The following is a 14,365-nucleotide window of genomic DNA, read 5'->3' as shown; positions in this document are numbered from 1 at the left end:
GCAGAATCCGACACAAATGGTCAAGGTGTAAAATCATGGGACAGCATATCGTAGCCGAGTTCATGCCCCTTAACGTGGCGGTATTGACCGTTTCCGATACGCGCACGCAGGAGACGGATACCTCCGGGCAGGCTCTTGTGGACGGCGCGCGGGGAGCGGGACATGAAATTATCGATCGGACGTTGATTCCAGATGACGTCTATTTGATGAGGGCGGTGGTATCCGCCTGGATTGCGGACCCACAGGTGCAAGTGGTGCTGATTACGGGCGGCACTGGCTTTACTGGCAGAGATAGTACGCCGGAGGCGATCAAGCCGCTGTTCGATAAAGACGTGGAAGGGTTTGGCGAGTTGTTTCGCGCCATATCCTATCAAGAGATCGGCACCTCCACGGTGCAGTCCCGAGCCATCGCCGGACTCGCTAATGGTACAGTGATCTTCTGCATGCCGGGCTCTACAAACGCCTGTAAAACTGCTTGGAATAAAATCATCGTCGAGCAACTGGATGCGCGACACAAACCCTGTAACTTTGTTGGCCTGCTGAAGCGTCCAGGAAAAGAGTCTGCGGGGTCTGTAAAGTCTGGCTGTGGGCCGCGCGGATGAATGTTTCCGGCTCTCAGATTCATGGTTGTCACAGTTGTGACGCGCCTTCCTCTGGATTACGTCCCGTAGCGGAAGCCAAGTGTATTCTACAGGCGGCCGCGCAACCCATCGCAGGGGATGAAACTATTCCCTTGCTTGAGGCGGTCGGCAGAGTGCTGGCGGAGGATGTGGTGTCGGCCATTATGGTTCCGCCGACGGATAATAGCGCAGTTGACGGATACGCTATTTCCATCGACGCCTGTGAGGCGGAGATGGAGACGCCATTGCCGATTTCGCAACGTATTCCTGCGGGGGAGAGTCCGGCGCCTTTAAAACCGGGCTCTGCGGCGCGCATTTTTACAGGGGCAACCATTCCTGATAACGCCGTTGCTGTTGTTATGCAGGAGCACTGTCGCCTCGAAGGAGAGACGGTGATCATTCCCGCTGACGTGCGGCTGGGCAATAATCTGCGCCAGGCCGGTCAGGATATTCAGGCAGGTCAGATTGTTGTCGGCGCAGGTAAAAAGCTGCTTCCGCAGGACTTGGGGTTGATCGCTTCCGTTGGCGTGGCGCAAGTTAAGGTGCGCCGCAAACTGCGGGTGGCGGTGTTGTCTACGGGCGATGAGTTGGTTGAGCCTGGCGCGCCTCTGCCGGCGGGAAAGATTTATAACTCTAACCGCTATACGCTGTGTGGTTTGTTATCTCGCTTTCAGTGCGAGGTTGTCGACCTCGGCGTGATAGGCGACACCTATGAGGCGACGGAGCGGGCGCTATTGCAAGCGGCCGAGGATGCGGATCTGATCATTTCCAGCGGCGGTGTTTCGGTGGGGGAGGAAGATCATGTCAAGGCGGCGGTGGAAGCGAACGGAAAGCTGAATATGTGGCGATTGGCCATAAAGCCCGGTAAGCCCCTCGCTTTTGGTCAGGTTGGTTCGACTCCATTTCTCGGCCTTCCCGGTAACCCTGCCGCAGTGTTCGTGACCTTTTGCATTTTGGCGCGACCTTATATTTTGAAGATGCAGGGCGCTCACGAGATAGGATTGTCTTCCCAGGCGCGTCTGCCTGCGTTATTTGATATCCCCAAGCCTGGCGGGCGTGAGGAATATCTGCGCGTTAGAGTCTCGGTGAACGATGAGGGAAGGGCGGGGCTGGAAATGCACCCGAATCAAAGCTCAGGCGTGTTGTCTTCCGCGAGCTGGGCGGACGGCTTCGCCGTAGCGCCGGCGAATACGACGATTCGACGTGGGGATCTGGTGGAGTATATTTCCTTTGTCTCTATGGGATTATAAGGGCGTTTTTTGATCGTATTTCATGGAAGGAATCAAATATTTAAATGATGTGCGTAATGTGAATAAAAATGCTTGCTCAGGTCAGGCTTCTTTGTTATCTTACGCACCCGCTGACAGCAGGACCGTAGCTCAGTTGGTTAGAGCGCCACGTTGACATCGTGGAGGTCACCAGTTCGAATCTGGTCGGTCCTACCAATTCCCTTCTTTGTCAGTGATCTTTTTAATTTTTAAAACTATTCAAAAATTGTTCCGTTTATTCAGGTCTTATGGCATCTGAATATCTGGTTTGTGTTGACTTTTTAGTGATACGATTGCTGAAAACCAGTCACGGAGCGGGGCATGAAGTATCTTCGAACCTTCTATCAGCGCCTTCGGGATTTTCGGCACAAGAAAAAGCTTACCCTTGAGGATATTGCCACCTTTTGTCAGGTGGATGTCACGGTTGTGGCTGGTTGGGAAAATCCCATTGAATCCCAGCGTTGTTACCCTTCTATCGATAACCTGTTTGATCTTTGCGTAAAGACGGGTGTTTCCCTGGATGCGCTGCTGGATTTTGATCAGAATGAGAAAACCAACCCTCAGTTGGACTTACCCGGTTTTGAGATGGGTGAGGACGGGGATTTGGATACGGTCATTGAGCGCCTGACCAAGGTGATGGAAGAGGCGTTGCCTGATTCGACAGAGCGATTGTTGCTGAAACGCTTTCGCGCCAGCGATGAAGATAAAAAGCGTTTTATCCTGCAGCTGATGAATAATGGAGACTGATCTTCCCTCGTTTGTACTTTGTTTCATATTAGTTGTCAGTCAATCCTGCGGGAGCATCTTAAATGCGGCAATAAAAAAAGCGCCTGTTTAGGCGCTTTTTTGGTGCATATAAAAAGGAGATGGTTTACATCAGGCCTTTTTTGTACACGTTCTCGTAAACATAATTGGTGGCTTCGACGAAGCCGTCAATGCTGCCGCAGTCGAAACGACGTCCTTTGAATTTATACGCCAGTACGCAACCGTCTTTGGCTTGCTTCAGCAGGGCGTCGGTCACTTGAACTTCACCGTTTTTGCCGGGCTCTGTGTCGCGGATGATGTCAAAAATATCCGGAGTCAGAATGTAGCGGCCGATGATGGCGTAATTGGAGGGAGCCTGATCGGCGGGTGGCTTCTCTACCATGTCTGTGACGCGGAACAGGCCTTCTTTCATTGGGTCGCCGGCAATGACGCCATACTTGTGAACTTCGTCGTGTGGAACTTCCTGGATGGCCACAATGCTGCAACGGAATTGATTGTACAGCTTGGTCATCTGGGCCAGCACGCTGTCTTCGCCTTCTTCCACCATGCAGAGATCGTCCGCAAGCACAACCGCGAACGGCTCGTCGCCGATCAGGGTCTGTCCGGAAAGAATAGCGTGCCCTAAACCTTTCATTTCATTTTGGCGGGTGAATGAGAATTTATTGTTATTTATCAGGCTGCGAATGCTGGATAGAAGTTCTTCTTTGCCGGTTCCCTTGATCTGTTGTTCCAGCTCATAAGAAATATCAAAGTGGTCCGCAATGGCCCGCTTACCCCGGCCGGTAACAAAACCGAAAGAGTTCATACCAGCGGCGACTGCTTCTTCAACGCCGTACTGAACCAGTGGTTTGCTCACGACTGGCAGCATTTCTTTAGGCATGGCTTTGGTGGCGGGCAGGAATCGGGTTCCGTAACCAGCTACCGGAAACAGACACTTTTTAATCATATATTCTCCTTGAAGTTGTGTAGGGCGTTAGTCTACTTGGATTTAGTTATCTTGCAAATCTCGGTCCACCGTTTCCAAAAACGAAAAAAGGAGGGACTTACCCTCCTATTTTGACATTGATTTCATAACAACTTTATTAACAGTTGTTCAGCCGCACTTACTGTCTCCACAATTGAGACATGTTTGGCATCCATCCATCAAAATCACGGATTTTTGGCTGCATTTCTTACACATTGTCGCGTTTGCGGGGAATGCCGAGCCATCTGCGCTCGCCTCATTTTTCTGCCTCGCCTCGTACTCTGCGCGTTTCTCCGCGATCATGCGTTTATGAGCGTCGCTCATTTCTTCGGACTCGATAATGCCCAGCGCTTTCATGTGCTTTTCAATCACTGCGCCGATTTCCGCCACCAGAGAGGGGACGAAAATACCACCCTTCTTGTAGTAACCGCCACTGGGATCATGTACGGACAGTAACTCTTCCAGCAGGAAGGTGATGTCGCCGCCTTTGCGGAACACAGCGGAAATAACCCGCGTCAGTGCGATAACCCACTGAAAGTGCTCCATGGACTTGGAGTTGATGAAGATTTCATACGGACGACGAGTTTCGTGGTCGGTGCCTTCATTCAACAGGATGTCGTTGATGGTGATATAAAACGCATGCTCCGACACCGGGGGTTTGATCTTGTAAGTCGTGCCGAGTAGGAAATCCGGGCGCTCGATTTTTTCATTCATTTCAACCGGTTGTGGTTGCTCCTGGACCGGTTCGCTTGCCGGCGCAACGTCACTGGGCTTGTGAACTTTGTAGCCGACAATTTTCTTTTCAATTTTAACAGCCATGACTGTATACCCTTGTGTACGGTGGCTTTGCTCAGGTTTTCCCGGGAAAACCTAGCTGCAGGCGCATATTATGCGCCCATTTTTAACATTTTCTATGGAGAAACCCGGCGATTTTACGAAATCGCCAGGACTTCGCCTCAGTATTTTCCGTAAGTGCCTTCTTTCAAGGCGTCGAACAGGTTGGCGGCGGTGTGGGTTTCACCGTCGTACTCAACTTCTTCGTTGCCTTTCAGCTTGATGGTCTGACCGTCTTCTGTGGTGAACTCGTAAAAGGTGTTCTCCAGATCTTTTTCTTTGACCAGTACGCCCTGAAACGCTTCCGGGTTGAAGCGGAAGGTGGTGCAGCCTTTCAGGCCTTTCTCGTAAGCGTACATATAAATGTCCTTGAACTCCCCGTATGGGAAATCGGTGGGGACATTTGCAGTCTTGGAGATGGAGGAGTCCACCCACAGTTGCGCCGCCGCCTGGATGTCCACATGTTGCTTGGGGGTTACGTCGTCACTGGTGGTGAAGTACGCAGGCAATTGCGCTTCGGCGTCCTCTGAGAATGGCATCGCTTTTGGATTGACCAGGTGGCGATACGCCAGCAGCTCATAGGAGAACACGTCCATTTTCTCTTTGGTCTTCTTGCCCTGGCGAATCACGTTGCGGGAGTAGTGATGGGCGAAGCTGGGCTCAATGCCGTTGCTGGCGTTGTTGGCCAGAGACAGAGAAATGGTGCCGGTAGGAGCAATGGACGTATGGTGCGTGAAGCGCGCGCCTTTTTTGGCCAGTGCGTCGACCAGTTTGGGATCGGCTTCCGCAACGCGTTGCATGTAGCGGCTGTATTTGGCGTGCAGCACTTTGCCTTTCAGCTTGTCGCCGGCTTTCAGGCCGTCTTTCGCCATTTCCGGACGCAGACGCAGCATTTCTTCAGTAACGATAAAGGTGTCTTCCATGATGGGAGCGGGACCTTTTTCTTTCGCCAGCTCCAAGCCCTGGCGCCAGCCTTCCAGCGCCATCTCGCGACATACTTCTTCAGTGAAGCTGACGGATTCGTCAGAGCCGTAAGGCATGCGCAGCATGGCCAGCGTGGAGCCCAGACCCAGGATGCCCATGCCATGGCGGCGTTTGTACTGTATTTCGTGGCGCTGGCCTTCCAGCGGCAGGCCGTTGATCTCCACCACGTTGTCCAGCATGCGGGTGAAAATGGCCACGACCTTGCGATACTTGTCGAAGTTGAACTTGGCGTTTTCAGTGAACGGGTATTCCACGAACTTGGTCAGGTTCACTGAGCCCAGCAGACAGCTGCCGTAAGGCGGCAGAGGCTGTTCGCCGCAGGGGTTGGTGGCGCGAATGTTCTCGCAGAACCAGTTGTTGTTCATTTCATTGACTTTATCGATCAGGATGAAGCCTGGCTCGGCGAAGTCGTAAGTGGACGTCATAATCGCGTCCCAGATAGAGCGCGCTTTGACTGTGCGGTAAATGCGGCAGACGACGCGGCCGCTTTCGTCAGTCATGTAACCGTCTTTTACCGGAAAGTCGCGATACAGATATTGGGTTTCGTCGTTGACGTCAATATTGTCCTCTTCCGCTTCTTTGCGAGTGATCGGAAAGGAGAAACGCCAATCTTCGTCGTTTTGAACCGCCTTGATGAAGTCTTCGGTAATCAGCAAAGACAGGTTGAACTGACGCAGACGACCATCTTCACGCTTGGCGCGAACGAAGTCGAAGACGTCGGGGTGATGCACGTCGAAAGTGGCCATCTGCGCGCCGCGGCGTCCGCCAGCGGAGGAGACGGTGAAGCACATCTTGTCGAAGATATCCATGAACGACAATGGGCCGGAAGTGGTGGCGCCGGCGCCGGCCACATAAGCGCCTTTCGGACGCAGTGTGGAGAATTCATAACCAATGCCGCAGCCAGCCTTGAGGGTGAGGCCGGCTTCGTGGTTTTTCAGCAGGATATCGTCCATGGAGTCCATGATGCTGCCGGACACGGTGCAATTGATCGTGGACGTGGCGGGCTTGTGTTCTTCCGCGCCCGCGTTGGACATGATGCGACCGGCTGGAATGGCTCCGTTTTCCAGCGCCCATACGAAGTCCGCCAGCACTTTCTCGCGTATGCTGTCGGCTTCCACGGAGGATAGCGCCTTGGCGACGCGTTCGTAAGTACCCAGGATGTCTTTGTCCACTGGGCTTCCAGACTTGGTTTTCAGTTGGTATTTGGTTTCCCAGATATCGACGGAAGCGGGCTGCATATCAATAGGCGCGATAAGCTGCTGGACTTTAGCGTTCATAATATCCCTCAAATCTTCTAACCCCGAACAAGGTTTATTTTAAAACTGCAGTGTTGTTGGTCAGACCGCCAATTCCAGATAGCGCTGCGAGATACGACTGATTCGCAAGGTAAACTTCCTGTGTTGCGTTACAAAAACTGGCGACCACAATATGTTGTGCACCTTACTTGTGCGGCAGGTTGTGAAAAACCTGGTGTCCGATGAAGTTCTGTGTATGTCCGGGCCTTTGCGGCCCTGGAGAGAACGCGCCATTTTACAGGTTGGGACTCCCATCGGAGACTTGACTGTCAGAATGCGTGCTGTTAGCGACTCTGACCCTATATATGGCGATTTCCGCAAAGTATAGCACTATATAATGTGATGTGAAGGCTTGAGAAAAAAATCATTTTGGCGTAAGCGGAGGCTTGAAATAGCTCTTAATCAGACCTTTGGCCGCCGCATTTCTGGGCTGACGGCGAATATGACAGAAAGGTTGCATAGTAAAAATACGTCTATCAGGCCTCTACTATATATAGTGTTGCTATAAAGCTTAAAATTTAACCAGGATGATGCGCGGTAAGGGGCTAGGGAGTAGATGGAAGTAAGGCCGTGACAGCCTTACTTTCTATACGGAACAGTCGCCGCTTCGCTTCAAGCGGAAGCGGGATGCGTGGGGATTTTTGGCGCCACTTTGGCGGCGACGCGAGGCTTTAATTTATTCTGGGACAGGAGCCAGGCGATGCAGTCCTTCAGCGTCTCTTCCGCGTCGCGAGGTTCAACGCCCAGGTCTTTTGCCGCCTCGCTGCAATCATAGTACGCATAGCGTCCCACTACCTCGTAAACCAAGTCGTAGGTAAACGGCGGCTTGATGTGCAACAGCTTGCACAGTGTCTCCACCACGCGGGCGAATGTCAGAGTGAGGCCACGGCCAGTTGGCAGGTGGATCGGTTTGACGCCGGTAAGGCGCTTCAAGGCGACGCCAATTTCCTTAACCTCGATATTCTCTCCGCCCACGACGTAACGCTTGCAGTTTTCCCCTTTGCTTAACGCGGCGACATGAGCGGCGGCGACGTCGCGCACGTCCACCAGGTTCAAGCCGCCAGGGTAGGTTTGCCCGAAACCGTTCAACCAATCCATCACTAATTGGTTGGAGGGAGTGATGCGATAGTCGTTCGGGCCCAACACGATAGCGGGGCAGATGACCACCAGGTGAATGTCGTATTCGCGGGCCAGTTTCTGCGCGGCTCTCTCACTGCGGGTCTTGGCTACGTAATAGGCGTTCTGCGCGTCGTCATTCCAGTCCTCGCCGCTGCGCAATGCCTGTGGGTCATAGGAAAACCCGATGGAGGCTACAGAGCTGGTGTACACCACACGCTTAATACCGTGTTTATGGGCGGCCTTGAATACATTTTCTGCGCCTTGCAAGGCCGGCTCGACGATTTCCTCGATGGACTTGGCGATGGTCTTGTACACCGCAGCCATATGAATGATGGCGTCGCAACCTTCGGCGGCGGCTTCCATGGCGGCAGGGTCTTTGACATCGCCGTAAGCGAATTCCGGCTTGAGCCCGTTGAGCCCGCGCAAGTCTGAGCTTTTGCGCACAAAGGCGCGCACTTCATGGTTTTGGTCGAGTAGTTGCCGTACCACGTGGGAGCCGATATGTCCGTTTGCTCCGGTTACCAATACTTTCATGATGTCTCCAGCGTGATGGTCTTGTCTTTGTCTGTTGTAATAATCTAATCGGTCATAAGTACTATTAGCATTGGAATGCGGGTAGCTTACCTCCATCGGAGACTTGAGCCCAGACGAAATGCCTCTTGCAGACGATTTTTTTGTCCTTTCTCGACTATGCTTAGTTCACATTGGTCATAAGTTATCCGGCCGATAGCGGATCAACCCAAAGGATCACTATTTTTCATGAGCGATGTGAACCGGACGCTTGCCCGCTCCATTCCAGAAACTGAAATACACGATGACGCGGATTTACTGACGAGGCTGGAGCAGCGCTTGGGCTTTGTGCATGCGCGCCAGCGCCTGGGAATAGAGCAGGATCACGCTCAACGTGTGTTCGGCGGTGGGGGTATTAATTTTTTCCATCCCGAAAACTGGTATTCCATGCAAACCCTGATGCGCTGGACGTTCAAGCTGGCGGGAATGTATGAGTGGGGGCGACGCAACGCCAGAAACATTCAAGTGATTCACAATCCTGTGCGGCACAGGAAGATTCCAGCAGCGTTCAAGGGCTTTCGCCTGCTGCATCTCACCGATCTTCATGTCGATATGGATGAGGCGATCACCGCCAGATTATTGGAGATAACCGGTAGCCTGGAATATGACCTGTGCGTGATCACAGGTGATTATCGGGCGCAGACCTATGGTCCCGAAGAGGGCGCTCTTGAGGGAATGCGGCGTTTGCGCGAACGACTACGGGGCGAGGCATATGCGATTTTCGGCAACCACGACAGTATCCGCATGCTGCCGCCTTTGGAGGATATGGGCTATCGCATGCTCATGAACGAGTCCGCGCTGATTGATAGAGGGGGAGAGAAAATTCAGATCGTGGGCGTTGACGACCCTCACTATTATCGCGTGGACAACTTGCAAATGGCTGCGCAGGGCCTGGATCTGTCCTGCTATACCCTGCTGTTGTCGCATACGCCGGAAATCTTCAAACAAGCGGCGCACGCTGGCATGGATCTCATGTTGTGCGGTCACACACACGGTGGCCAGGTGTGCCTGCCGGGCGGGACTGCGATCACTCTCGACTCGGATTGTCCGCGCTTTGTCGGCAGAGGAAATTGGCGCTGGCGCGATATGGACGGCTACACCAGCACCGGCGCCGGCAGTTCGCTACTGCCGGTGCGCTTTAATTGTCCGCCGGAAGTGGTTGTGCATACGTTTTATCCGGGTTAAATAAACAGTCGTCGTCATTCAGTACGTTAACGCGCCAACTGATCGACGGCCGCAATACGGCGGCCAAACCCAGCCTCCGGCGTAGACTGATGTAGTCTTCCGGTTAGTCCAGAGTCTGTAAATGTCGCCAGAATTCGCTATTGGCGACCAGTTGGTCCGTCCGCCGATGCAAACAGCGTTCAAGCTTATCGAGAGAAAATGGTTGCGCAAGGCGCTGGTTTTCCATGCTTCTGGCAAGGCGGCCTTTTGCGTAGGCGCGCGCCAGCCAGTCCCTTCTTTAGTTATGCATCCAGCGCATTCATGCTCAGGAGCGACAGCGTACGGCCCACGCGCAGGTATTCGTAATTGGGAATCGGCCAGTCTTGTCCATCGAACTTGTGTTGACGGGAGACGGTCTGCTGGAAATGGCTCTAATTTTCGGCGCAGGGAAGAGGGGAAGGCGTCGCTGGCGATTCTGTTGGATGGTAGTCTACGGAGGCGCAAGCGGATAGGGCGGACTGACCCAGTTTTTGTCCCAACCGGCTGTTTCCGTGAGCGGCGGCCCGGACTATGATGAATAAGCGTCTGCCTATACAAGAATAATACTTGCGGAGGGAATCCATGCTGAATTTAGCCACTATTCTTACTGAGAGCGCCAAACGTCACCCTCAAAAGGAGGCGCTGGTGTGCGGAGCCGTTCGTCTGACCTACGCTCAGGTTGAACGCATGACGAATCAGGTCGCCAATAATTTGCTGGCGGCAGGTATTCTGCCCGGAGACCGGGTGGCGTTAAGCTGTCCCAATCTTCATTTCTTTCCTATTGCATACTTCGGCATCATCAAGGCGGGTGCGGTGGTTGTCCCCTTAAACGTTCTGCTCAGCGAAGAGGAAATCGCCTATCATCTGCGTGATTCGCAAGCGCGGGCGTATATCTGCTTTGAGGGAATTCCGGACATGCCTTTGGGACCGAGAGGGTTGGCGGCCTTTAACGCTGTCGTCGACTGCCAGCGCTTCTGGCTGATGCCCAGCGGATCGTCCTTGGTGAAAGGCGACATGCCGGCTTTGTTCGACGAACTCATGGTGGGGGATGAGCCTGCGCCGGATATCGTCACCCAGGCGGATGACACGGTGGTGGTGTTATACACGTCAGGGACTACCGGTAAACCCAAAGGGGCGGAACTGACCCACGCCAATATATTCCTCAATGTTGCGCAATTCGCGCGGCTCAGCGAAGCGCGTCTGGATGACAATCAGTTGGTGGCGCTGCCGCTGTTCCACACTTTTGGTCAGACTGTGCAAATGTGCGGCGGCTTCTACAACAGTAACAAACTGGTGCTGATTCCCCGTTTTGACCCTAAAGCCGTGGTGGAGGCTATGGTGCAGGAAGACATTACCGTATTCTGCGGCGTTCCCACGATGTATTGGGCGTTGCTGCACGGCATTGAGCTGGAGGAGGCTGTTGTTGCGAAGGTTCGGGATCGCTTGCGGCTGTGCGGATCGGGTGGGTCTTCTTTGGCCATAGAGATTTTACGCGGCTTTGAGGCCAAGTTTCAGGTGCCGATCCTGGAAGGTTACGGTCTCTCCGAAACGTCGCCGGTCGCCTCGTTTAATGTGCTGGATCGCCCACGTAAGCCGGGCTCAGTAGGCGTGCCTATCTGGGGCGTGGACATAAAGGTCGTGGATGAGAAAGGTGGAGAGGTCGCCCACAGAGAACGGGGAGAAATTGTGATCCGTGGGCATAACATCATGAAGGGATATCTGAATCGACCCGAAGCGACGGCGGACGCCATACGCAACGGCTGGTTCCACTCTGGCGATATTGGGTATATGGATGAAGACGGATACCTGTTTATCGTTGATCGCCTGAAGGACATGATTATTCGTGGAGGTTATAACGTATATCCCCGTGAACTGGAGGAAACGCTGTTGACGCATCCGGCTGTGTCGCTGGCGGCGGTGGTGGGCGTGCCTGATTCCCAGTACGGAGAGGAGATCAAAGCTTTCGTTATATTGAAAGAGGGCGCCAGGGCTGACGCAGAGGAGATCAGGGAGTGGTGTAAAAGCAAAATGGCCGCGTATAAATACCCGCGTTTGCTGGAAATTTGCGACAGTCTGCCGATGACGGCTACCGGGAAAATATTAAAGCGGGAGCTTAAATCGCTTTAGCGGCTGCGAATGCCTATGTCCTTGAGTTCAAATGGAGAGGACATAGGCGGTTTGTTATAAAAAATGACGAAAAGATGACGGCTTTTTCTTTTTGAGGGCGCTTATTAGAGGGAAAACAGGCAGTAAAGACCCTGATATACGACTAAGGCCCCTCAGGCCCAAGGGAAAGAAAATGAAAGCACACATCTTTGCAGCCCTGCTTGCGCTAATGATGGTGATGTTCCAAGTATTTCTAATGCAGAACGGCAGCGAAAAGTCCGTTACCCAAAAAACAGGCGAGCAGGAAAAAGCGCACGCCGCCATTCAAGAAGTCGCATTCAATTTCACTTGGCAAGAACCGCAACTGCTGAAAGCCGTTGACGAGCAGTGGAACTAGCGCGAAGGATCGCGCTGTCTGAAAATCTAGTTTGCTAGCCGCCCCTCAGCTCCCTAAAATACCAAGAATAAACAAGATTCTTCAGCATAGGGAATGCATGTTCCCCCGAATTCAGCAGGACTAAAGACTATGGCTGGCTCACGCAACGTAACTCAGCTACTGGCCGATTGGCAGGCCGGTGATTCGCAAGCCCTTAATCATATTATCGAATCTTTGCACGGCGAATTACGCACCATCGCGGGGCGTTATATGGCTGGCGAGCGTCAGGGACACATGCTGCAGGCCACCGCACTGGTGAACGAGGCGTATTTGCATTTGGTGGATGCGGAAGTCGCCTGGAACGATCGTATTCACTTTCTCGCCGTGGCGGCGCAAACCATGCGTCGCATCCTTGTAGATCACGCCCGCGCGCAGAAGCGTAAGAAGCGCGGCGGCGACGACATTCAGGTGACGCTGCACGAAGCGCAGATTTGCGATGACGGCAGTCAGCCGGATCTGCTTGATCTGGAAGACATTCTGCAAAAACTGTCCAATGTGGATGAGCGCAAGGCGCGTATCGTGGAGATGAGTTTCTTCGGGGGCATGACTCAGGAAGAAATTGCAGAGTACTTGCAAGTATCCCTCTCCACGGTGGAAAGGGACCTGCGTTTCGCCAAAGCCTGGTTAGTGAAAGAGCTTAAAATCTAATCATGGCGCTCAGGTCAGAGCGCTATCTCCTTCAGTTGCTGACTAACAATTTGCCGGTACTGGGGCTTGATATGCCCCACCAGCGAATTGATCAGACTTTCCCGATTATCTGACGTAGACGCATAACGCTGAATCAGCTTCGGCGCCGCCGGGCCGACATGTGCGGTGAGGGCGGCGGCCAGACGCAACAGATACAAATCCGTCAATTCCTCCTTCACCACCGCTTCCTGATTCTCAATGCGTTGATCCTGGCGCGCCCTGTTTTTGGCCCCCGCCTGAGCGATAGGCTGAATAGTGGTGAGCCATTGCAGTACTTTGCCCATGGAGTCGAGGCGCTTTTCCGGCTTTTTATGCAGCATCGCCGTCAATAATCGCTTGAATAGCGGGTACTCCTGAAAAACCGCCAGACTGTAGTCCGGCTCTTCGTGCATGACGGCGTGCAATACAGTGGAGGATTTTTCGCCGTCGAACATTTCCCTGCCGGTGAGCATTTCATAAATTAAGGTGGCCACGGACCAGACGTCTGTCTGCAGTCCCATGTCGCGGCCTTGCAGTTGTTCAGGGGACATATAGCGCAAGGTGCCCATACGGGCTCCGCCCAAGGTGATATCGACGCCAGACAGCTTGGCGATGCCGAAGTCCAGAATTTTGACGATGCCGTCTTCGGAAAGCAGGATATTGGCGGGTTTGATATCCCGGTGAATGATGTCCCGCTGGTGCGCCGCCTGCAGCCCGTAGGCGATCTGTTTGGCGATGCGCACCACCTGATCCGGCGCCAGTGCGCCCTTGGTCAGCGCATTTTCCAAGGTCTCGCCGCTATAGTACTGCATGGCGATATACATGCCGCCATCGCTCATGGCGCCGACATCGTGGATGACGCAGACATTAGGGTGGTCCAGACGGGATATGGCTTTGGCTTCCTGCATCAGGCGAAAACGGACGCGTTCGTCAGTCGCGACTTCAGGCGCCAGGCATTTCAGGGCTACATAGCGTTCAAGTCGCGTATCTTCCGCCTTATACACCCAGCCCATGCCGCCTTCTCCGATCTTACGAATGATCTTGTAGGGGCCGACCATGACGCCGGGGTGCATCTTCGGCAACACCAATGTGGCCTCGGCGGAGGCGATGTCATACTGCTTGGGGAGGATGTCGTCGACGTGTTCATCAGCCTGCACCAGTTGCAGGACTTCTTTCTTCAGCTCGTTGTCCTGGCAATGAATATCCAGATAAGCCCGTTGTTCTTCTGTGGATAGGTCCGCGATTGCTTCGAACAGTTCTTGTATTTGATTCCAGCGAGATACATCCATAATGCGCAGTAGCTTATTTGTCTTAGTTGCTGCTGTTCGGACCAGCGCCGGATGTCCAGGACGGCGTGGGTCGGTTTATTGGGGATAGCGGACGCTCCGGCGGCGCGGCGCATCGGTATCCTCCAGTCCTGTGGAAATTATAGCCTCAGGTGCGGGCCAACCTCTGATTATTGCAATGATCCATCTGCGCAAACATTAACCTGAGGGCGGTTCGGCTTGGTTATATTAACCTCTAAGCGCTGAAAT

Annotated in this window: 12 protein-coding genes and 1 tRNA gene; 8 read left to right on the top strand and 5 right to left on the bottom strand. The window is 53.4% G+C overall.

Annotated elements, in window-relative coordinates; translation table 11 throughout:
- Positions 1-35 precede the first annotated feature (35 nt).
- From moaB to HCH_RS21960, 4 genes are all read left to right on the top strand, one after another.
- Positions 36-602: a molybdenum cofactor biosynthesis protein B gene (gene moaB, locus HCH_RS21975; RefSeq protein ID WP_011398656.1), complete on the top strand. Its 567-nt coding sequence runs from the start codon at positions 36-38 to the stop codon at positions 600-602.
- Complete coding sequence (glp, locus tag HCH_RS21970; RefSeq protein WP_011398655.1) at positions 599-1,870, top strand: molybdopterin molybdotransferase MoeA; 1,272 nt, start codon at positions 599-601, stop codon at positions 1,868-1,870. Before moaB ends, glp begins: the two co-directional genes overlap by 4 nt.
- A 118-nt stretch (positions 1,871-1,988) precedes the next feature.
- A tRNA-Val gene (locus HCH_RS21965) sits at positions 1,989-2,065 on the top strand.
- A 144-nt stretch (positions 2,066-2,209) separates the two neighbouring features.
- Positions 2,210-2,635 (top strand): helix-turn-helix domain-containing protein, encoded by a 426-nt coding sequence (locus HCH_RS21960; protein WP_011398654.1) that lies wholly within the window; start codon positions 2,210-2,212, stop codon positions 2,633-2,635.
- A gap of 124 nt (positions 2,636-2,759) precedes the next feature.
- Here the strand turns inward: HCH_RS21960 and galU are convergent, their stop codons facing one another.
- The 4 genes from galU to HCH_RS21940 form a co-directional block, all read right to left on the bottom strand.
- The gene (gene galU / locus HCH_RS21955) at positions 2,760-3,599 is read right to left on the bottom strand and encodes a UTP--glucose-1-phosphate uridylyltransferase GalU (protein ID WP_011398653.1); all 840 of its coding nucleotides are present in this window, start codon (positions 3,597-3,599) and stop codon (positions 2,760-2,762) included.
- Positions 3,600-3,746: 147 nt separating this feature from the next.
- Positions 3,747-4,436, bottom strand: a complete 690-nt coding sequence (locus HCH_RS21950) for a ribonucleotide reductase subunit alpha (protein ID WP_011398652.1) — start codon at positions 4,434-4,436, stop codon at positions 3,747-3,749.
- 137 nt (positions 4,437-4,573) lie between these two features.
- Positions 4,574-6,712, bottom strand: a complete 2,139-nt coding sequence (locus HCH_RS21945) for an adenosylcobalamin-dependent ribonucleoside-diphosphate reductase (RefSeq protein WP_011398651.1) — start codon at positions 6,710-6,712, stop codon at positions 4,574-4,576.
- Positions 6,713-7,342: 630 nt separating this feature from the next.
- Positions 7,343-8,383 carry an NAD-dependent epimerase/dehydratase family protein gene (locus HCH_RS21940; RefSeq protein WP_011398649.1) on the bottom strand — a complete coding sequence of 347 codons (1,041 nt, stop codon included), beginning with the start codon at positions 8,381-8,383 and terminating at the stop codon, positions 7,343-7,345.
- Positions 8,384-8,608: 225 nt separating this feature from the next.
- Here HCH_RS21940 and HCH_RS21935 point away from each other — a divergent pair, with 225 nt between their 5' ends.
- From HCH_RS21935 to HCH_RS21920, 4 genes are all read left to right on the top strand, one after another.
- Positions 8,609-9,604: a metallophosphoesterase gene (locus tag HCH_RS21935; protein ID WP_011398648.1), complete on the top strand. Its 996-nt coding sequence runs from the start codon at positions 8,609-8,611 to the stop codon at positions 9,602-9,604.
- A 600-nt stretch (positions 9,605-10,204) separates the two neighbouring features.
- On the top strand, positions 10,205-11,749 hold the full coding sequence (locus tag HCH_RS21930; RefSeq protein ID WP_011398646.1) for a long-chain-fatty-acid--CoA ligase: 1,545 nt from the start codon (positions 10,205-10,207) through the stop codon (positions 11,747-11,749).
- Positions 11,750-11,921: 172 nt separating this feature from the next.
- Positions 11,922-12,125 (top strand): hypothetical protein, encoded by a 204-nt coding sequence (locus HCH_RS21925; RefSeq protein ID WP_041598858.1) that lies wholly within the window; start codon positions 11,922-11,924, stop codon positions 12,123-12,125.
- 129 nt (positions 12,126-12,254) lie between these two features.
- Complete coding sequence (locus tag HCH_RS21920) at positions 12,255-12,812, top strand: sigma-70 family RNA polymerase sigma factor (protein ID WP_011398644.1); 558 nt, start codon at positions 12,255-12,257, stop codon at positions 12,810-12,812.
- Positions 12,813-12,826: 14 nt separating this feature from the next.
- Here HCH_RS21920 and HCH_RS21915 read toward each other — a convergent pair whose 3' ends face one another.
- On the bottom strand, positions 12,827-14,119 hold the full coding sequence (locus HCH_RS21915; protein WP_011398643.1) for a serine/threonine protein kinase: 1,293 nt from the start codon (positions 14,117-14,119) through the stop codon (positions 12,827-12,829).
- Between the last annotated feature and the right edge of the window lie 246 nt (positions 14,120-14,365).

It is taken from the genome of Hahella chejuensis KCTC 2396 (assembly GCF_000012985.1).
Lineage (GTDB): Bacteria > Pseudomonadota > Gammaproteobacteria > Pseudomonadales > Oleiphilaceae > Hahella > Hahella chejuensis.
This window is presented reverse-complemented; position numbering and strand designations above follow the sequence as displayed.

Coding starts and splice junctions, on each gene's coding strand:
- HCH_RS21960 (WP_011398654.1), top strand. CDS start 2,210: ATGAAGTATCTTCGAACCTTCTATCAGCGCCTTCGGGATTTTCGGCAC.
- HCH_RS21945 (WP_011398651.1), bottom strand. CDS start 6,712: ATGAACGCTAAAGTCCAGCAGCTTATCGCGCCTATTGATATGCAGCCC.
- HCH_RS21940 (WP_011398649.1), bottom strand. CDS start 8,383: ATGAAAGTATTGGTAACCGGAGCAAACGGACATATCGGCTCCCACGTG.
- HCH_RS21920 (WP_011398644.1), top strand. CDS start 12,255: ATGGCTGGCTCACGCAACGTAACTCAGCTACTGGCCGATTGGCAGGCC.
- HCH_RS21930 (WP_011398646.1), top strand. CDS start 10,205: ATGCTGAATTTAGCCACTATTCTTACTGAGAGCGCCAAACGTCACCCT.
- moaB (WP_011398656.1), top strand. CDS start 36: ATGGGACAGCATATCGTAGCCGAGTTCATGCCCCTTAACGTGGCGGTA.
- galU (WP_011398653.1), bottom strand. CDS start 3,599: ATGATTAAAAAGTGTCTGTTTCCGGTAGCTGGTTACGGAACCCGATTC.
- HCH_RS21935 (WP_011398648.1), top strand. CDS start 8,609: ATGAGCGATGTGAACCGGACGCTTGCCCGCTCCATTCCAGAAACTGAA.
- HCH_RS21925 (WP_041598858.1), top strand. CDS start 11,922: ATGAAAGCACACATCTTTGCAGCCCTGCTTGCGCTAATGATGGTGATG.
- HCH_RS21915 (WP_011398643.1), bottom strand. CDS start 14,119: ATGGATGTATCTCGCTGGAATCAAATACAAGAACTGTTCGAAGCAATC.
- glp (WP_011398655.1), top strand. CDS start 599: ATGAATGTTTCCGGCTCTCAGATTCATGGTTGTCACAGTTGTGACGCG.
- HCH_RS21950 (WP_011398652.1), bottom strand. CDS start 4,436: ATGGCTGTTAAAATTGAAAAGAAAATTGTCGGCTACAAAGTTCACAAG.